The 17,330-nt window shown below is 71.8% G+C and carries 18 protein-coding genes; 9 read left to right on the forward strand and 9 right to left on the reverse strand.

The window, feature by feature from the left end; genetic code table 11:
* Positions 1–43 precede the first annotated feature (43 nt).
* Genes HHX41_RS05135 through HHX41_RS05145 form a run of 3 tightly spaced genes read right to left on the reverse strand, consistent with a single transcriptional unit; the run spans position 44 to position 2,951 of the window.
* Positions 44–907, reverse strand: coding sequence for an ABC transporter ATP-binding protein (locus HHX41_RS05135; RefSeq protein ID WP_182904999.1), 864 nt, complete (start codon positions 905–907; stop codon positions 44–46).
* Entirely contained in the window at positions 904–1,914 is a 1,011-nt protein-coding gene (locus HHX41_RS05140; RefSeq protein WP_182905000.1) for an iron chelate uptake ABC transporter family permease subunit, read from the reverse strand. The genes HHX41_RS05135 and HHX41_RS05140 overlap by 4 nt, the downstream gene beginning before the upstream one ends.
* The gene (locus tag HHX41_RS05145; protein WP_310741781.1) at positions 1,911–2,951 is read right to left on the reverse strand and encodes an iron chelate uptake ABC transporter family permease subunit; all 1,041 of its coding nucleotides are present in this window, start codon (positions 2,949–2,951) and stop codon (positions 1,911–1,913) included. The genes HHX41_RS05140 and HHX41_RS05145 overlap by 4 nt, the downstream gene beginning before the upstream one ends.
* Positions 2,952–3,082: 131 nt before the next feature.
* On the opposite strand from HHX41_RS05145, the gene HHX41_RS05150 reads away from it, so the two are divergent.
* From HHX41_RS05150 to HHX41_RS05170, 5 genes are all read left to right on the forward strand, one after another.
* Positions 3,083–4,144: an ABC transporter substrate-binding protein gene (locus HHX41_RS05150; protein WP_310741782.1), complete on the forward strand. Its 1,062-nt coding sequence runs from the start codon at positions 3,083–3,085 to the stop codon at positions 4,142–4,144.
* 87 nt (positions 4,145–4,231) lie between these two features.
* Positions 4,232–5,728, forward strand: a complete 1,497-nt coding sequence (locus HHX41_RS05155) for an aspartate aminotransferase family protein (RefSeq protein WP_182905002.1) — start codon at positions 4,232–4,234, stop codon at positions 5,726–5,728.
* Positions 5,715–7,025: a lysine N(6)-hydroxylase/L-ornithine N(5)-oxygenase family protein gene (locus HHX41_RS05160; protein ID WP_182905003.1), complete on the forward strand. Its 1,311-nt coding sequence runs from the start codon at positions 5,715–5,717 to the stop codon at positions 7,023–7,025. Before HHX41_RS05155 ends, HHX41_RS05160 begins: the two co-directional genes overlap by 14 nt.
* Positions 7,022–7,594, forward strand: coding sequence for a GNAT family N-acetyltransferase (locus tag HHX41_RS05165; RefSeq protein ID WP_182905004.1), 573 nt, complete (start codon positions 7,022–7,024; stop codon positions 7,592–7,594). Before HHX41_RS05160 ends, HHX41_RS05165 begins: the two co-directional genes overlap by 4 nt.
* On the forward strand, positions 7,591–9,405 hold the full coding sequence (locus HHX41_RS05170) for an IucA/IucC family siderophore biosynthesis protein (protein ID WP_182905005.1): 1,815 nt from the start codon (positions 7,591–7,593) through the stop codon (positions 9,403–9,405). The genes HHX41_RS05165 and HHX41_RS05170 overlap by 4 nt, the downstream gene beginning before the upstream one ends.
* Here HHX41_RS05170 and HHX41_RS05175 read toward each other — a convergent pair.
* The gene (locus tag HHX41_RS05175) at positions 9,386–9,670 is read right to left on the reverse strand and encodes a DUF1540 domain-containing protein (protein ID WP_169983911.1); all 285 of its coding nucleotides are present in this window, start codon (positions 9,668–9,670) and stop codon (positions 9,386–9,388) included. The two genes, HHX41_RS05170 and HHX41_RS05175, sit on opposite strands and share 20 nt — an antisense overlap.
* 159 nt (positions 9,671–9,829) lie before the next feature.
* Here HHX41_RS05175 and HHX41_RS05180 point away from each other — a divergent pair, with 159 nt between their 5' ends.
* The 3 genes from HHX41_RS05180 to crcB are packed head-to-tail and all read left to right on the forward strand — an operon-like array spanning position 9,830 to position 11,078.
* Entirely contained in the window at positions 9,830–10,372 is a 543-nt protein-coding gene (locus HHX41_RS05180; RefSeq protein WP_220503739.1) for a CrcB family protein, read from the forward strand.
* Positions 10,369–10,710: a DUF190 domain-containing protein gene (locus HHX41_RS05185; protein ID WP_169983913.1), complete on the forward strand. Its 342-nt coding sequence runs from the start codon at positions 10,369–10,371 to the stop codon at positions 10,708–10,710. The genes HHX41_RS05180 and HHX41_RS05185 overlap by 4 nt, the downstream gene beginning before the upstream one ends.
* A complete protein-coding gene (gene crcB / locus HHX41_RS05190) occupies positions 10,707–11,078 on the forward strand; it encodes a fluoride efflux transporter CrcB (RefSeq protein WP_182905006.1) in 372 nt (123 codons plus the stop codon). The genes HHX41_RS05185 and crcB overlap by 4 nt, the downstream gene beginning before the upstream one ends.
* A gap of 42 nt (positions 11,079–11,120) precedes the next feature.
* On the opposite strand, the gene HHX41_RS05195 is transcribed toward crcB, so the two are convergent.
* From HHX41_RS05195 to HHX41_RS05210, 4 genes are all read right to left on the reverse strand, one after another.
* Positions 11,121–12,560: an alkaline phosphatase PhoX gene (locus HHX41_RS05195; protein WP_310741783.1), complete on the reverse strand. Its 1,440-nt coding sequence runs from the start codon at positions 12,558–12,560 to the stop codon at positions 11,121–11,123.
* Between the two features lie 130 nt (positions 12,561–12,690).
* The gene (locus tag HHX41_RS05200; protein WP_182905008.1) at positions 12,691–13,524 is read right to left on the reverse strand and encodes an alpha/beta fold hydrolase; all 834 of its coding nucleotides are present in this window, start codon (positions 13,522–13,524) and stop codon (positions 12,691–12,693) included.
* Positions 13,525–13,655: 131 nt separating this feature from the next.
* Positions 13,656–14,129 (reverse strand): MarR family winged helix-turn-helix transcriptional regulator, encoded by a 474-nt coding sequence (locus HHX41_RS05205; RefSeq protein ID WP_182905009.1) that lies wholly within the window; start codon positions 14,127–14,129, stop codon positions 13,656–13,658.
* A gap of 108 nt (positions 14,130–14,237) precedes the next feature.
* Entirely contained in the window at positions 14,238–14,510 is a 273-nt protein-coding gene (locus tag HHX41_RS05210; protein WP_169983918.1) for a hypothetical protein, read from the reverse strand.
* Between the two features lie 158 nt (positions 14,511–14,668).
* Here HHX41_RS05210 and HHX41_RS05215 point away from each other — a divergent pair, with 158 nt between their 5' ends.
* Positions 14,669–15,001 carry a hypothetical protein gene (locus tag HHX41_RS05215; protein ID WP_169983919.1) on the forward strand — a complete coding sequence of 111 codons (333 nt, stop codon included), beginning with the start codon at positions 14,669–14,671 and terminating at the stop codon, positions 14,999–15,001.
* A 66-nt stretch (positions 15,002–15,067) separates the two neighbouring features.
* Here HHX41_RS05215 and HHX41_RS05220 read toward each other — a convergent pair whose 3' ends face one another.
* A complete protein-coding gene (locus HHX41_RS05220; protein ID WP_182905010.1) occupies positions 15,068–17,305 on the reverse strand; it encodes a cation-translocating P-type ATPase in 2,238 nt (745 codons plus the stop codon).
* Positions 17,306–17,330: the final 25 nt, after the last annotated feature.

Below are 17,330 nucleotides of genomic sequence, written 5' to 3' on the forward strand. Positions count from 1 at the left end.
CGGCACCGGGATGTTCACGACGCGGTCTCCGACATCGGGGTGCTCACGACGCGGCCCTCGCCGCCGATTCGGCGCGGCGGCGGGCGGCGGGGACGACCAGCGGAGTGCCGGTCTCCGGGTCGTCGATCACCCGGCAGGGCAGCCGGAAGACCTCCTCCACCAGACCGGCGGTCATGACCTCACCGGGCGCGCCTGCGGCCACGACCCGGCCGTCGCGCATCGCGATGAGATGGCCGGCATAGCGGGCGGCGTGGTTGAGGTCGTGGAGCACCGCGACGAGCGTGCGGCCGCGCTCCTCGTGCAGCCGCGCGCACAGGTCGAGGACCTCGATCTGGTGGGCGATGTCCAGGTAGGTCGTCGGCTCGTCCAGGAGCAGCAGCGGCGTCTCCTGGGCCAGCGCCATCGCGATCCACACGCGCTGGCGCTGCCCGCCGGACAGCTCGTCGACCAGGCGCCCGGCCAGGTCGGCGACCCCGGTGGCCTCCATCGACTCGCGCACCACCCGCTCGTCGTCGGCCGACCACTGGCGCAGCAGCCGCTGGTGGGGATAGCGCCCGCGGCCGACCAGCTCGGCGACCGTGATGCCGTCGGGCGCGACGGACGTCTGGGGCAGCAGGCCGAGGGTCCTGGCGACCTTCCTCGCGGGCAGGGAGGTGATGTCACGCCCGTCGAGCAGCACCGTCCCGGCGGCGGGCCGGAGCGTGCGCGCCAGCGCCCGCAGCAGCGTGGACTTGCCGCAGGCGTTCGGCCCGATGATCACCGTGAAGGACCGGTCGGGGATGGCGACGTCGAGGTCCTCGGCGACGACCCTTCTGTCGTAGGAGAGGGTCAGCGCGCTGCCGCTCAGACGCGGCCCGTCGTCGTGCATGCCTGCCATTGCGTTCCTGTCCACGGTGGTCTCGGTCATATCCGTCCCGCCTTCCGCTGGGCGGCGAGCAGCCAGACGAGGTAGCCGCCGCCGAGCACCCCCGTCACCACCCCGACCGGCAGCTGGTGGCCGGCGAACAGCCGCTGCGCGGCCAGGTCGGCGCCCGTCAGCAGCGCGGCGCCCGTGCACGTCGCGGCGAGCAGGTTCGGCCCGGGCGTCCCGGTCATCCGCCTGGCCAGGTGCGGGGCGGTGAGCGCGACGAACGACACGGGCCCGGCGGCCGCCGCCGCCAGGGACGTGAGCAGCACGGCCGCCCCCAGCAGGACCAGGCGCATGCCCTGCACCCGTACGCCGAGGCCGCGCGCCAGGTCGTCGCCCATCTCGGTGATCGCCAGGGGGCGTGCGCAACCGAGCAGCACCACCGGCGCCAGCACCGCCATCGCGGCGAGCAGCGGGAGGACGTCCTCCCAGCCGCGCCCGTCCAGGCTGCCGGTGAGCCACAACATGGCCCGCGCCGCCTCCATCAGCCGCCCCTGGGTGAGCAGGTAACCGTTGACGCCGGTGAGGATCGCGGTGGCGCCGATGCCCACCAGCACGAGGCGGTGCCCGTGCAGACCGCCGCGCCAGGCCAGGGCGTAGATGGCCACTCCGGTGAGAACGCCGCCGAGCACCGCGCCGCCCGCGAGCGCCGCGCTGCCGCCCCCCGTGACGACCACGAGGAGCGCCCCGGCCGCCGAGCCCTGGGTGAACCCGAGCAGGTCGGGGCTGCCCAGTGGGTTGCGTACGAGCGACTGGAAGACCGCGCCGGCCAGCGCGAGGGCCGCGCCCACGAGCAGCGCGGTGACCACGCGGGGCAGCCGGAGCCCGTGCACGATGAAGTCCTCGGCCGGGCTGCCGCCGCCCAGCACGGTGCGTACGACGTCGGAGGGGCTCATCGGGTAGTCGCCGCCGCCGACCGCGAGCACGCCGAACACGAGCGCGAGCAGCAGACAGCCGGCTCCCACGGCGACGGCCCTGGGCCGGACGATCACATGGCCGGCGGTCACACCCGGACCTTCCTTCGCACGAAGTACAGGAACAGCGGGCCGCCCAGCACCGCCGTGACGATGCCCGCCTGCAGCTCGCCGGGCCGGGCCACCAGCCGGCCGAGCACGTCGGCGCCGAGCAGCAGCACGGGCGCGAGCAGCGCGCAGCAGGGGAGCATCCAGCGCTGGTCGGGGCCGGTCAGCGCCCGGACGAGGTGCGGCACCATGAGCCCGACGAAGACGATCGGCCCGCAGGCCGCCGTCGCCGTCCCGCACAGCAGCGTCACCGCCACGATGGCGCCCGCGCGGACCCGGGCGGGGTGCGCGCCGAGCGAGCGGGCCGAGTCGTCGCCGAGCGCGAGCGCGTTGAGCGGCCGGGCCAGGGCCATGGCCGCCAACAGTCCCGCCGCGATGAACGGCGCCATCATGGCCGCGGTCCCGCCCTGCGCGCTCGCGAGGGAACCGACGGTCCAAAAGCGCATGGTCTCCAGCGAGGCGGTGTCGAGCAGCATCGTCCCGTTCACGTACGAGTAGAGCGCGGCGTTGATGGCGGCTCCCGCGAGCGCCAGCCGCGCCGGGGTGGCCGCGCGACCGCCGCCCACCGCGTACACCAGCACCGACACGGCCGCCGCGCCGGCCAGGGCGAACCAGACGCGGCCCTGGAACGACGCCACGCCGAGCAGTCCCGCGGCGGTGGCCACCGCGGCCGAGGCGCCCGCGTTGATCCCCAGCAGGCCGGGGTCGGCCAGCGGGTTGCGGGTCAGCGCCTGCATGACGCCGCCCGCGACCCCCAGCGCGGCGCCGGCCAGCAGCCCGAGGAGGGTGCGCGGCAGCCGCATCTGGTGGACGACCGTGTAGGCGGCCGAGTCGGCGTCCACGAGTCCGTGCCAGACCTCCACCGGCGAGAGCTGCCGGGCGCCGAGCCCGAGGCTGAGCACGAGGACGGCGGCCAGCGCGATCGCCGAGCCCAGCAACGCCGCCGCGCGCCGGCCGTTTTCCGCGCGTTTTCCCGGCGCCCGCGCAGGCCTGCTGATCTGCGAGGACTCTGTGACGACCACGACCTGCTCCGGTGGGGGGCCGGGGACGAATTTCATCGCCCCTCTGGACAAGAACTTAGGTAAGGGTAACCTAACTAGCGATCAACCCCAAGGCCCAGTGTCGGCTGTGCCATGTGAGAGAAAGACGAACCGTGCGAAACCTGAACTCCCCCATGTCCCGTCGCGGCCTTTTCGCGGCGGGCGGAGCCGCCGTACTCACGCTGGCGCTCGCCGCCTGCGGATCGAGCGACCCGGCGCCCTCCGCCGCGGGTCAGAGCGCGACGTCGGGCCAGAGCGCGACGTCAGGTCAGGGCGCGACATCGTGGTCCTTCACCGACGACAGGAAGGAGGCGGTCACGGCCGCGGCCGTCCCGTCGCGGGTCGTGGCGTTCACCGGCGCGGCGGCGGCGCTCGCCGACTACGGGGTGCGGGACGGGATCGTCGGCGTCTTCGGCGAGACGAAGCGCGCCGACGGCTCGCCCGACCCGCAGGCCGGCGACCTCGACGTGAACAAGGTGACGATCCTCGGCAACGTCTGGGGCGAGTTCAACATCGAGAAGTACGCGGCGCTGCGCCCCGAGCTTCTCGTCACGCACATGTACGACCCCGGGGCCCTGTGGTACGTCCCGGACGAGAGCAAGGACAAGATCGTCCAGCTCGCCCCGACCGTCGCCGTCAGCGCGGCCCGCGTCCCGATGACCCAGCCGATCGAGCGCTACGCCGCCCTCGCCGAGTCGCTCGGGGCGGACCTGAAGGCCCCGAAGGTCGCCGAGGCGAAGGCCAGGTTCGAGGCCGCCGCCGAGAGCGTCCGCAAGGCGGTCGCCGACAACCCCGGGATCAGGGTCCTGGCCGCTTCCGGCAGCCCCGACGTGCTGTACGTGTCCAACCCGGAGGTCAACACCGACCTCATGTACTTCGCCCAGCTGGGGGTCGAGATCGTCAAGCCGGACAAGCCCGGCGAGGGCGGTTACTACGAGAACCTGAGCTGGGAGAACGCCGACAAGTACGACGCCGACCTGATCCTGCTCGACAACCGCAGCACCGCGCTGCAGGCCAAGGACCTGACGTCCAAGCCGGCATGGGCCAAGCTGCCCGCCGTGGAGGCCGACCAGGTCGTCGCCTGGGACCCCGTGCCGCGCTTCTCGTACGCCGGAGCCGCCCCGATCCTGGAGAGCCTGGCGACGGCGATCCGGAACGCCAAGAAGCTCGGCTGACCACACGTCCGAGAAATCACCGGGGGACACGTGTCGACTCCCAAAAGTTAGGTTCGCCTAACCTAACCTCAAACGGTAAGGATGACAATGACCTATCCCCATGCCGGGGCCGCGCGGGCGTACCTGTTCAACGACCGCACGGTGGAGGGATACCGGCGGGCGATGGCGGCCGGGACCGAGCGGGTGGCGGAGCGGATCCGGCGCGCCGACCGGCCGTTCAGCGGCGTGTCCCCAGAACGGCTCGCGCCGCGGATCGCCGCGATCGACCTCGAACGGCCGCTGCACGACCAGGCCGCCGTCCTCGACGAGCTCGAACGGGTCTACCTGCGCGACGCCGTCTACTTCCACCACCCCCGCTACCTGGCGCACCTCAACTGCCCGGTGGTGATCCCCGCGCTGCTGGGCGAGGCGGTCCTGTCGGCGGTCAACTCCTCGCTCGACACGTGGGACCAGAGCGCGGGCGGCACGCTCATCGAGCGCCGCCTCGTCGAGTGGACGGCCGGCCGGGTCGGCTTCGGCCCCGCCTCCGACGGTGTCTTCACCAGCGGCGGCACCCAGTCGAACCTCCACGCCCTGCTGCTCGCCCGCGAGGAGGCCCGTACGGACGCCTCGCCGGCGCGGCTGCGGGTGATCACCTCCGAGGCCGGGCACTTCAGCGTGCGCAAGGCGGCGAACCTGCTCGGCCTCGGCCCGGACGCGGTCGTGACGGTGGAGACCGACGCGCAGCGGCGCATGCGGCCGGCCGCGCTCGCCCGCGAACTCGGCCGCTGCCGCCGCGCCGGGCTGGTGGTCATGGCCGTGGTGGCCACCGCCGGCACCACCGACTTCGGCTCGATCGACCCCCTGCCGGAGATCGCCGATCTGTGCGCACGGGCCGGGGCGTGGCTGCACGTGGACGCGGCCTACGGCTGCGGGCTGCTGGTCTCCCGCAGACGGCGGCACCTGCTCGACGGGATCGAGCGGGCCGACTCGGTCACCGTCGACTTCCACAAGTCCTTCTTCCAGCCGGTCAGCTCCAGCGCCGTGCTGGTGCGCGACGGCGCGGTCCTGCGGCACGCGGCCCACCACGCCGACTACCTCAACCCCCTGCGGATGGCCGAGCAGGGCATCCCCAACCAGGTGGACAAGAGCCTGCAGACCACCCGCCGCTTCGACGCGCTCAAGCTCTGGCTGACGCTGCGGACGATGGGCCCGGACGCGGTCGGCGAGCTGTTCGACGAGGTCGTCGACCGCGCGGCCGAGGCGCACGCGCTGATCACGGCGGACCCGCGTTTCGAGGTCGTCACGCGGTCGCCGCTGAGCACGCTGGTCTTCCGCTACCTGCCGCAGGAAGGTCCCGGCCGCGAACTCGCCGACGACGCCAACCTGTACGCCCGCGAGGCGCTGGCCGCCTCCGGCGCGGCCGTCGTCGCCGGCACCAAGGTCGACGGCCGCCACCACCTGAAGTTCACCCTGCTGAACCCCGAGACCACGCTGGACGACATCGCGCACGTCCTCGACCTCCTCGCGGGGCACGCCCGGCGCTACGTGGACGAGCTCGCCCCGCCCGCCGACCATCCGGGAGTCACGCATGTCCACGCATGACTTCGTCGCGATCGGGCTGGGGCCGTTCAACCTGGGCCTGGCCTGCCTGACCGAGCCCATCGCCGAGCTCGACGGCGTGTTCCTGGAGGCGAGGCCCGGCTTCGCCTGGCACCCCGGGATGATGCTCGACTCCGTGACGCTGCAGACGCCGTTCATCGCCGACCTCGTCACGCTGGCCGACCCGACCTCGCCGTACTCCTTCCTGAACTACCTGAAGGAGACCGGCAGGCTCTACCCCTTCTACATCCGCGAGAGCTTCTACCAGCTGCGCGCCGAGTACGACGCGTACTGCCGCTGGGCCGCCGGGCGGCTGGGCAGCGTCCGCTTCGGCCACCGCGTGACCTCCGTGACGTACGACGAGACCGACGGCCGCTACGTGGTGCGCGCGGTCACCGACGGCGGGGAGGAGACCGAGCACCGTGAGATTGAACACCGGGCCCGGCACCTCGTGCTCGGCACCGGCACCCCGCCGTACGTGCCGGAGGCCTGCCGGGGCCTCGGCGGCGACCTCGTCCACACCACCGGCTACCTCGACGCCAAGGCCGCGCTGCAGGCGAAGGAGAGCATCACGGTCGTCGGCAGCGGGCAGAGCGCCGCCGAGATCTACCGGGACCTGCTGGCCGACGTCGACACGCGCGGTTACCGGCTGAACTGGGTGACCAGATCCCCGCGGTTCTTCCCGCTGGAATACACCAAGCTGACCCTGGAGATGACCTCTCCCGAGTACGTGGACTACTTCCACGCGCTGCCCGAGGACACCCGCTACCGCCTCGAAGCCGAGCAGAAGTGCCTCTACAAGGGCATCGACGCGGCACTGATCAACGACATCTTCGACCTGCTCTACGCCAAGACCGTGGGCGGCCCGATCCCCACCCGGCTGCTGACCTGCACCGAGCTGCGCGAGGCGGCCTACGACGCCGGCCGGGGCGAGTACACGCTCGGGCTGCGCCACGTGGAGCAGGAGCGCGACCACACGCTCGTCACCCAGGGCCTCGTGCTGGCCACCGGCCACCGCTACGAGCCCCCCGCCTTCCTGGAGCCCGTACGTGACCGGATCCGGTGGGATCGGCACGGCCGGTTCGACGTGGCGAGGAACTACAGCATCGACGTCACCGGCAGGGGGATCTTCCTGCAGAACGGCGCCGCCCACGCCCACAGCGTCACCTCGCCCGACCTCGGCATGGGCCCGTACCGCAACTCGTGGATCATCAGCCAGATCCTGGGCCGCGAGCACTACCCCATCGAGAAGGCCATCGCCTTCCAGGAGTTCGGCGCGCCCGAGGGCGTGGTCGCATGAGTGACATCTTGTTCCGCCGCGGCGACGACCGGGTCGGCGAGCTCGCCGTACGCCGCCTGGACCCGGAGGCCGACGCGCCGGCGGTGCACGCCTGGGTGACCCATCCCAAGGCGGTGTTCTGGATGATGCGGGACGCCGACGTCGCCGACGTGGCGAAGGAGTATCGCGAGATCGTCGATCACCCGCACCGCGACGCGTTCCTCGGGCTGGTCAACGGGCGCCCGGCGTTCCTGGCCGAGAGCTACGACCCCGCCCGGGTCGAGCTGGCGGGGCTCTACGAGGCCCGGGACGGCGACGTCGGCATGCACTTCCTGTGCGCGCCGACCGGCACCCCGGTGCACGGCTTCACCCGGGCCGTGATCACCACGGTCATGGAGTTCCTGTTCGCCGATCCCGCGATCCGGCGGGTCGTGGTCGAGCCCGACGTGCGCAACACGGCGGTCCACGTGCTCAACGCGGCCGTCGGTTTCGAGGTCGCCGGCACGGTCGCCAAGCCGGAGAAGGACGCCCTGCTGAGCGTCTGCACCCGGGAGCGGTTCCTCGCGGCGACCCGGGAGGCGACGGCGTGAACCCCATCCAGGCGGTCTCCCACCTCACGCCGGAGCTGTGGGAGAAGGCCAACCGGCGGCTGGTGCGCAAGGCGCTCGCCGAGTTCGCCCACGAGCGGCTGCTCACTCCGCGCCCCACAGGCGACGGCCGATGGGCGGTGCGCGCCGACTCCGGCGCGGTGGAGTACCGCTTCACCGCGACGGTGATGTCCCTCGACCACTGGCACATCGGCGAGGTCACCCGCCACCGGGTCTCGGGCGAGGCCCTGCCGCTCGACGCGCTGGAGTTCGTCACCGAGATGCGCGGCCCGCTCGGGCTGAGCGACGAGATCCTGCCGGTCTACCTGGAGGAGATCACCTCCACGCTGGCGGGCCTCGCGTACAAGCTGAGCCGGCCGCCGGTCGGCGCGGCCGAGCTGGCCAGGGCCGGTTTCCAGGAGATCGAGGCCGCCATGACCGAGGGCCATCCGTGTTTCGTGGCCAACAGCGGCCGGATCGGCTACGGGATCGACGACCATCACCGGTACGCCCCCGAGGCCGCCGCGCCCGTACGGCTGATCTGGCTGGCCGCCCACCGCGACCACACGACGTTCACCTGCTCGCGCGACATCGACTACGAACGGCTGACGCGCGGGGAACTCGGCGAGGAGGTCCTGGCCCGCTTCGCGGGCACGCTCGCCGGTCTCGGGCTCGACATGGCCGACTACCTGCTCGTGCCGGTGCACCCCTGGCAGTGGTGGAACAGGATCTCGGTGACGTTCGCGGCGGAGGTCGCCGAGCGGCGGCTGGTCTGCCTGGGCCCCGGCGACGACGACCACCTCGCCCAGCAGTCGGTCCGCACGTTCTTCAACGCCGGCGCGCCGTCCAGGCACTACGTCAAGACGGCCCTGTCGGTGCTGAACATGGGCTTCATGCGGGGCCTGTCCGCCGCGTACATGGAGGGCACCCCGGCGATCAACGACTGGCTCGCCGGCCTGATCGGGGACGACGAGGTCCTCCGCGCGGCCCGGCTGACGATCACCCGTGAGCGGGCCGCCGTCGGGTACCGCAACCCGCGGTACGAGGCGGCCACCGACCGCCACTCGCCGTACCGGAAGATGCTGGCGGCGCTGTGGCGGGAGAGCCCGGTCGCGGGGCTGGAGCCGGGCCTGCGCCTGGCCACGATGGCCTCCCTGCTGCATACCGATGAAGAAGGACGGTCGTTCGCGGCGGCCCTGATCGAGCAGTCGGGCCTCGCCCCCGAGGTGTGGCTGCGGCGCTACCTCGACGCCTACCTCGTCCCGCTGCTGCACGCCTTCTACGCCTACGACCTGGCGTTCATGCCGCACGGCGAGAACGTCATCATGGTCCTGGACGGCGGCGCGGTGGAGCGGGTGATCTTCAAGGACATCGCCGAGGAGATCGTGGTGATGGACCCGGACGCGGACCTGCCGCCCGAGGTCCGGCGGATCCGCGCCGAGGTGCCCGAGGAACAACGTCTCCTGTCGATCTTCACCGACGTCTTCGACTGCTTCCTGCGTTTTCTCAACGCGGTGCTCGCCACGGGCGGGGTGCTGGACGAGGACGCCTTCTGGCGGACCGTCGCCGAGTGCGCGACGGCCTACCAGCGGTCGGTCCCGCACCTCGAGGAGCGGTTCCGGCGCTACGACCTGTTCGCCGGCACGTTCGCCCTGTCGTGCCTCAACCGCCTGCAACTGCGGAACAACCGGCAGATGGTGGACCTGGCCGACCCCTCGGCCGCGCTGCAGATGGCCGGCGACCTGGTCAACCCCATCGCCCGCTTCGCTCCGGTTCGCCGTGAGGGCGGAGGCGCTACGCGGGCGCGTACGTGAGGCAGTCGGCCTCGTCCAGGGAGTAGCCGATGTCGATGCCGGGCGCCTGGCATTCCAGTTGCACGTTGTGCTGACAGTCGGACATCTTGCAGGCGCCCACCCGGCCCGTAGTGGACGGGTCGCCTCCCGGCGCGGGCGCGGTGAAGAACGTGTCGCAGTGCGCGTGGGACGCGTCCCCGACCGTGATGGCGGTGGCGTGGCACATGCGGTCGCGGTTGTACGCGCACGAGGTGGCCTCGCATCGGTTGACGACGGGCATTTCCATGAGCGGCTGTTCCCTCCTGACGAATCATGGCTTTCGCCCTGGCTCATACCGTCGGCGACCGGGCCGCTAAGCCCCAGGGTGGATCTAGGCTCGGCAAGGAGGCGCCCGGGCGGAACCTAAACTGGGTGCTCCGACGGCAGGGGCGGGAAGGGGGAGCCCATGAGCGGCCGTCCTTCCCACGACCGGACCGCGGGGACGGGTCCCGTCGATCCGGACGCCGACCTGCGCGACGAGCGCGCCCACGCCGGTGGCGTGTTCCGTTCGCCGGCGGCCCCCGCCCGCCACCGGACCTGGGACGTCCTCGCGGTGATCGCCCTCGGCGGCGGGGGCGGCAGCGTGGCCAGGTATCTGGTCGGCCGGGCGTTCCCCGCGCCGCCCACCGGGTTCCCCTGGGGGACGTTCGTCGCCAACGTCACCGGCTGCCTCGCGATCGGGGCCCTCATGGTCTTCGTTCTGGACGTCTGGCCGCCGCGCCGCTACGTCCGTCCGTTCCTCGGGGTCGGTTTCCTCGGCGGATTCACGACGTTCTCCACCTTCGCCGCGGAGATCGTGGACAGGTCGTCGCGCGGCGCGTGGCCCACGGCCGGTGTGTACGCCGCGAGCAGTCTGCTCGCCGGGCTGGTCGCCGTCTGGGGCGGCATCGTGCTCGCCCGCGCCCTGGCGGGACTCCCCGTACGGCGGCGTGGCAAGGGGGACGCATGAGATCGTACGGCCCGGCGCAACGATTGACGATCTTGATAGGGGAGGGCGACCAGTATCGGCACCGGCCTCTGTACACCGAGATCGTGCACCGGGCGCACGCGATGGGCCTGGCCGGGGCGAGCGTCTTCCGGGGCGTCGAGGGCTTCGGCGCCTCCTCGCGCATCCACACGAGCCGCCTGCTGTCGCTCGGTGAGGACCTGCCCGTCGCCGTCGTCATCGTGGACGTCCCGGAGAGGATCAGCGCGTTCCTGGCTGAGCTGGACGAACTGGTGACCGAGGGCCTGGTGATCGTCGATCCCGTGGAGGTCTACCGCTACGGGGGGCGCGAGGAGCGGTGATCCTCCTGCTGGTGTTCCTCGGCGGCGTGGCCGGCGCGCCCGCCCGATACCTGGCCGACCGGCTGGTCCAGCGGCTGCACGACAGCGTGTTCCCCTGGGGCACGCTGTCGGTCAACCTGTCCGGGTCGCTCGTGCTCGGGCTGCTGCTCGGCGCGCGGGACGGCGTCGGGCTGCCCGCCGACGTGGTCACCCTGCTCGGGACCGGCTTCTGCGGCGCGCTCACGACGTTCAGCACGTTCGGTTTCGAGACCGTACGGCTGCTGGAGGAGGGCTCGGTCCTGGAGGCGGTGCTCAACGCGCTCGGCAGCCTGGTCCTCGGCGTCCTCGCCGCCGCCGCCGGATTCGCCCTGGCTGCCCTCCTCATATGAGAGACCCGGCGAGCCGGAGGGCTCGCCGGGCGTTCCGCCGGATCAGTGGTGACCGTGGCCGTGCCCGTGGCCGTGGTCGTCGTGCTTCTGGGTCCAGGGGCCGGTGATCGCGAAGACGTAGCCGGGGCTCTGGATGTTGGCGAACAGGATGCGGCCGTCGTCGCTGAACGTCGGGCCGGTGAACTCGCTGTCGTTGATCTCGTTGCGGGCCATCGGGTAGGGGGTGCCCTTGTCGGTGACGCCGACCAGGTGCGACAGGCCCTCGCCGTCCTCGGCCAGGATGACGCCGCCGTACGGCGAGACGGTGATGTTGTCCGGCCCGTCGTAGTTCGTGTCCTGCTCCGGGTCGGGGTTGACGCCGAAGATCGTCTTGAGCGTGACGGTCTCCGACTCGGGGTCGTAGAACCAGACCTGGCCGTCGTGCTCGTTCTTGCTGCCGTCGTCGTGCCGGGCGTAGCTGGCGACGAAGTACGCGCCGCCGTCGCCCCACCAGGCGCCCTCCAGCTTGCGGCTGCGGGTGACCTGGTCGTCGGTGAACTGCTTGCGCACCGAGGTCGTCTTGGCGTCCCGGTCCGGCACGTCGACCCACTCGACCTTGTAGCGGGTGCCCGGCTGGGTCGCCTCGGACAGGTCGGCGATGTGCCTGTTGCCCTTGCGGCACCGCATGGCCTGCAGCTTCCCGGCGGTGTCGCCGCCGGGGCCGAGCGCGAGCGCGCGCAGCGCGCCCTTGCGGGCGTGGAAGTGCTTCGGCGGGACCCACCGGAAGTAGAGCCCGTTCGGGCCGCTCGCGTCCTCGGTCAGGTAGATCTCCGAGTTGCGCGGGTTGACCGCGACGGCCTCGTGCGAGTAGCGCCCGAGGAACTTCAGCGGCACCGGATCCCTGTTGGCCTCGCGGTCGAACGGGTCCACCTCGAAGACGTAGCCGTGGTCCTTCTGGTACGCGCCCCCGGCCCGCTGCTCGGTCTCCTCACAGGTCAGCCAGGTGTTCCACGGCGTGATGCCGCCCGCGCAGTTGTTGTGCGTGCCCGCGACGCTGACGTACTCGCGAATCCGGTTGCCGTTCCTGTCGACCTCGATGTTCGTCGTGCCGCCCTTGGCGCCGGGGTCGTAGGTCAGGCCGGGCAGGGCCGGTACGCCGTAGGGCTCGCTGCCGTTGATCTCGTGGTTGTTCACCAGGACCCAGCCGTCGCGGCCGGCGAAGCAGCCGGTGCCGTCGGCGTCGCTGGGGGTCGGCTCACCCGACTCCAGCACCGTCTTGCCGGCCTGGGCGACGATCTTGTAGGAGAAGCCCTTCGGCAGGGCGAGCAGACCGGCGGGGTCGGCGACGACCGGGCCGTAACCGGTCGTCTTGCCGATCCCCGCCTGGGCGGCCTGGGCGGCGGCGGGACCGGCGATCGCCTCGATGCTGCCGGCGATGGCGATGCCGAGACCACCGGCGGCGGCCGAGCGGATGAGATCGCGGCGGGAGAGGGAGGAACTCACAGACGTACCTTTCGGTGCATTCGGCAGGCGCTGTGATCCCATTCCTCCGTTCTGAACCCCTCCTTCCGCGAAACGGACGTGGGGGTTAACACGTCGCGACGATCTCAGGAAAGCAGATCACACCCGGGCGTCACTTGGCCAGGAAGGCGATGAGCGCGTCGGTGACCTCCTGGGCGTGGGTCCACAGCAGGCCGTGCGGGGCGCCCTCGATCTCGACGTACTCGGCCTGGGGAAGCGCCCGGTGGAAGGGGCGGCCGGTGGAGTCGATGGGCAGGATGCGGTCGGCGGTGCCGTGCACGATGAGCGCGGGCACGTCGATCTTGGGGATGTCGGCCCGGAAGTCGGTCGTCCACGTGGGCACGCACGCCGCCGAGGCGTACCACGATGCGCCCGCCGCGGTGTTCCAGTTGGCCCGGACGACCTCCTCGCTGAGGCGGGTGCCGAGGTTCTCGTCGGTGTTGTAGAAGGCGTTGTAGAAGTCGGTGAAATAGGCGTAGCGGTCCTTGGTGACGGCGGCGGAGATGCCCTCGAACACGCTGCCGTCGACGCCCTCCGGGTTGTCCTCCGTCTTGAGCAGGAACGGTTCGAGGGAGGCCAGGAACGCGGCCTTGGCCACCCGGTCCGAGCCGTACGTGCCGAGGTAGCGGCCGACCTCGCCGGTGCCCATCGAGAAGCCGACGAGGATCACGTCACGCAGGTCGAGGGTCTCCAGCAGGGTGTTCAGGTCGGCGGCGAAGGTGTCGTAGTCGTAGCCGACGGTGGGCTGGCTCGACCGGCCGAAGCCGCGGCGGTCGTAGGCGATGACGCGGTAGCCGGCGTCGAGCAGGGCGGGGATCTGCTTCTCCCACGAGTGACCGTCGAGGGGGTAGCCGTGGATGAGCACGACCGGCTGCCCGGTGCCGTGGTCCTCGTAGTACAGGTCGATGGCGGTGCTGTTCTCCTGGCCGACCGTGATGTACGCCATGGCGCGCTCCTTCTGAATCTCCGCTGCGGTTCCGCAACCCGTTTCTTGGTACGCGCTAGAGACTAGACCACGATTAAATTGTGCGCAAGGTAATTGGGCACGCTCCATCTGGGGGTGATGGGCGGAGGGTGTCAGCCCTGCCGGTTCGCGTACGCCGTGACGTTGTCCGTCAGCCGGCGCAGCGTCGCCAGGGTGCGGGTGAACTCCTCGGGTTCGAGCGCCATGGCGTCGCCGACCGCGGCGAAGACGCCGTCGCTGCGCTCCCGGAGGTTCGCGCCCTTCTCGGTCAGGGTGATCTGCACCGTGCGCTCGTCGTCGGCGCGGCGCTCCCGGAGCAGCAGGCCGTTCGCCTCCAGGCGCTTGAGCAGGGGTGTCATCGTGCCGTAGTCGAGGTGCAGCGCGGCGCCGAGCTCCTTGACCGTGACACCCTCCGCGGGGCCGTCCCACAGGACCAGCAGGACCAGGAACTGCGGGTAGGTGAGGCCCATCTCGTCGAGCAGGGGCCGGTAGAGGCCGGTGACCGCGCGGGAGGCCGCGTAGAGCGCGAAGCACATCTTGTCGTCGAGGACGCGGGGAAGCCGCTGCTCACTCTGGGTGCTCGTCATCCTTCCACTGTAGGAGCCTGGCCCGCCATCTGCACGTGGGCGGTCCAATCGGGCACGAGGTGTTGACGACGGCGTGACCCGGCGCGGGCCGGGTCACGCCCGGCCTCGTCAGCGGCACGCGCGCACCACTCGGGGGGTGCCGCAGCTCGTGGTGCCCGCGCCGACGCCCGCCTGCGCGTTCAGGTCGAGCCCGACGTTCAGGTCCACGGCGAGACCGAGGCCGAGGCCCAGGTTGAGGCCGGCGTCGACGCCGAGGGCGGCCGTGGGCTTGGTGGCGGCCTTCGGCGCGTCACAGCCGCACGCGGCGTACGCGGGGGCGGTGGCGAGCAGGCCCGCGCAGGTCAGGGCGGCCAGAGACAGAAGGCGGATAGGGCGGCGCATGAAGATTCCTCATCTCAGATGTCACTAATCGTGTTCGATCGTCACTCTTCGTATCCGAACATCGGTTGTGGCAAACCCAGGGCGCTCCCGGTGGAGCACCAAAAGCCGGAGTGAAGACGCCATTGCCCCCGGGAGAGCCCGGAAGTACCGTCGATGTCGTGGCCGTCATCCACAGGGAACGCGTCGCGTGGGAGAGCGCGAGAGTGTTCGTCGCGGCCGCGACGGACGACGCCTACTGGTGGCTCGGTGAGACGCTCGGCCGCCATCTCGGGCAGACGTACGAGCTCGATCTGACCCGCACCCGTTTGCGCCTGCGACGGGACGAGGTCTCGCGAGCCGGCCGCGCGCACGAGGACGCGCTGTCCGCCGAGGTCGCCGCCTGGCGTGCCCGGATCGAGGACGTCCTGACGGAGCGTCCGGAGATCGCGCCGGTCCTGCGGCAGGTGACCGAGGAGACCGGCCGGCGTCTGCGTCACAGCCCGCGCCGCTGACGACCGTGTTACGACGACTGCGGCCGAGTCGTCCACAGGCTGTGGACAACTCGGCCGTGAAACCTCTCAGCGGAAGCGTCGCAGGCGGAGGCTGTTGCTGACGACGAAGACGCTGGAGAAGGCCATCGCCGCTCCGGCGATCATCGGGTTCAGCAGCCCGGCGGCGGCCAGCGGCAGGGCCGCGACGTTGTAGGCGAAGGCCCAAAACAGGTTGCCCTTGATCGTGCGCAGCGTGCGCCGCGACAGCCGGATCGCGTCGGCCGCCACCCGCAGGTCGCCCCTGACCAGGGTCAGGTCGGCGGCCTCGATGGCCACGTCGGTGCCCGTGCCCATGGCCAGACCGAGGTCGGCCTGGGCGAGCGCGGCGGCGTCGTTGACCCCGTCGCCGACCATGGCGACGGTCCTGCCCTCGGCCTGCAGCCGCTTCACCACGTCGACCTTGTCGGCGGGCAGCACCTCGGCGATCACCTCCTCGATGCCCACCTCCGCCGCGACCGTACGCGCGACCCGCTCGTTGTCGCCGGTCAGCAGCACCGGGGTCAGCCCGAGCGCGCGCAGATCGGCGATGGCCTCGGCGCTGGTGGCCTTGACGGCGTCGGCCACCACCAGGACGGCGCGGGCCTGGCCGTCCCAGCCGACCGCCACCGCCGTACGGCCGGCGGCCTGCGCCTCGTCCAGCGCCCGCGCGAGGCCGGGGGGCAGGTGCTGGGACCACTCGGCCAGCAGCGCGGGCCGCCCCACCAGGACGGCGTGGCCGTCCACGATGCCCTGGACGCCGAGGCCCTCGACGTTGGCGAAGTCCTCGGGCGCCGGCAGGGGTCCCACCCGTTCGGCGGCCCTCCGCGCGATCGCCTGCGCGATCGGGTGCTCGGAGGCGTGCTCCAGGGCCCCGGCCAGCCGCAGCACCTCCTCGGGGTCCTGCCCCTCGGTGGCCACGACGTCGACCAGCGTCATCTTCCCTTCGGTGACGGTGCCGGTCTTGTCGAGCACGACCGTGTCGATCGTGCGGGTGGACTCCAGCACCTCGGGGCCCTTGATCAGGATGCCGAGCTGGGCGCCGCGGCCGGTGCCGACCAGCAGCGCGGTCGGCGTGGCCAGCCCCAGCGCGCAGGGGCAGGCGATGATCAGCACCGCGACCGCGGCGGTGAAGGCCGCCTGGGTGCCCTCGCCCGTACCGAGCCAGTAGCCGAGCGTGGCGACCGACAGCGCGATGACGATCGGCACGAAGACCCCGGAGATGCGGTCGGCCAGGCGCTGCACCTCGGCCTTTCCGGTCTGCGCCTCCTCCACCAGCCGCGCCATCTGCGCGAGCTGGGTGTCGGAGCCGACCCGGGTGGCCCGCACGACCAGCCGGCCGCCCGCGTTCACCGTCGCGCCGGTCACCGCGTCATCGGGCCGCACCTCCACCGGCACCGACTCGCCGGTGAGCATCGAGGCGTCGACCGCCGAGGTCCCCTCCTCGATCACGCCGTCGGTCGCGATCTTCTCGCCGGGCCGTACGACGAAGCGGTCGCCCACGGCCAGCTCGCCGACCGGGACGCGCACCTCCCTGCCGTCGCGCAGGACGGCGACGTCCTTGGCGCCCAGTTCGAGCAGCGCCCGCAGGGCCGCGCCCGCGCGCCGCTTGGAGCGGGCCTCGAAATAGCGCCCGGCCAGGATGAACGCCGTGACCCCGGCCGCGGCCTCCAGGTAGATGTCACCGGAGCCGTCGCTGCGTGCGATCGTGAACGCGAACGGGTGGGTCATGCCGGGGATGCCCGCGTCGCCCAGGAACAGCGCCCACAGCGACCAGCCCAGCGCCGCGATCGTGCCCAGCGACACGAGCGTGTCCATCGTGGCCGTGCCGTGGCGCAGGTTGGTCCAGGCCGCCCGGTGGAACGGCAGGCCGCCGTACACGACGACCGGGGCCGCGAGCGTGAGCGACAGCCACTGCCAGTACGTGAACTGCAGGGCGGGGATCATCGCCAGCGCGATCACCGGGACGGCGAGCACGACGGAGACGAGCAGCCGGGTCCGCAGGGAGGCGAGCTCGTCCTGCGGTTCCCCGGGCGCCTGCTCCGGTTTCGGCGGCTCGGGCAGCCTGGCCGTGTATCCGGCCTTCTCCACCTCCGCCACCAGGGACTGCGGGTCCAGGTCCACGGGGAAGGTCACCTTGGCCTTCTCCGTCGCGTAGTTGACCGTCGCGGTCACGCCGTCCAGCTTGTTGAGCTTGCGCTCGATCCTGTTGGCGCACGACGCGCAGGTCATGCCGCCTATCGAAAGCTCGACCGCGCCTGTCGGCCGGTCACCGGTTGTCGCCGGCATCACCACTCCTTTCTCGCGTCATGCC

This window comes from Microbispora sp. H13382 (genome assembly GCF_014161445.1).
Classification (GTDB): Bacteria; Actinomycetota; Actinomycetes; order Streptosporangiales; family Streptosporangiaceae; genus Microbispora.

Bases quoted from the DNA above. Each gene is read 5' to 3' on its own strand.
- HHX41_RS05135 (WP_182904999.1), bottom strand. From the start codon at position 907: ATGACCGAGACCACCGTGGACAGGAACGCAATGGCAGGCATGCACGAC.
- HHX41_RS05155 (WP_182905002.1), top strand. From the start codon at position 4,232: ATGACCTATCCCCATGCCGGGGCCGCGCGGGCGTACCTGTTCAACGAC.
- HHX41_RS05160 (WP_182905003.1), top strand. From the start codon at position 5,715: ATGTCCACGCATGACTTCGTCGCGATCGGGCTGGGGCCGTTCAACCTG.
- HHX41_RS05165 (WP_182905004.1), top strand. From the start codon at position 7,022: ATGAGTGACATCTTGTTCCGCCGCGGCGACGACCGGGTCGGCGAGCTC.
- HHX41_RS05175 (WP_169983911.1), bottom strand. From the start codon at position 9,670: ATGGAAATGCCCGTCGTCAACCGATGCGAGGCCACCTCGTGCGCGTAC.
- HHX41_RS05180 (WP_220503739.1), top strand. From the start codon at position 9,830: ATGAGCGGCCGTCCTTCCCACGACCGGACCGCGGGGACGGGTCCCGTC.
- HHX41_RS05185 (WP_169983913.1), top strand. From the start codon at position 10,369: ATGAGATCGTACGGCCCGGCGCAACGATTGACGATCTTGATAGGGGAG.
- HHX41_RS05200 (WP_182905008.1), bottom strand. From the start codon at position 13,524: ATGGCGTACATCACGGTCGGCCAGGAGAACAGCACCGCCATCGACCTG.
- HHX41_RS05205 (WP_182905009.1), bottom strand. From the start codon at position 14,129: ATGACGAGCACCCAGAGTGAGCAGCGGCTTCCCCGCGTCCTCGACGAC.
- HHX41_RS05210 (WP_169983918.1), bottom strand. From the start codon at position 14,510: ATGCGCCGCCCTATCCGCCTTCTGTCTCTGGCCGCCCTGACCTGCGCG.
- HHX41_RS05220 (WP_182905010.1), bottom strand. From the start codon at position 17,305: ATGCCGGCGACAACCGGTGACCGGCCGACAGGCGCGGTCGAGCTTTCG.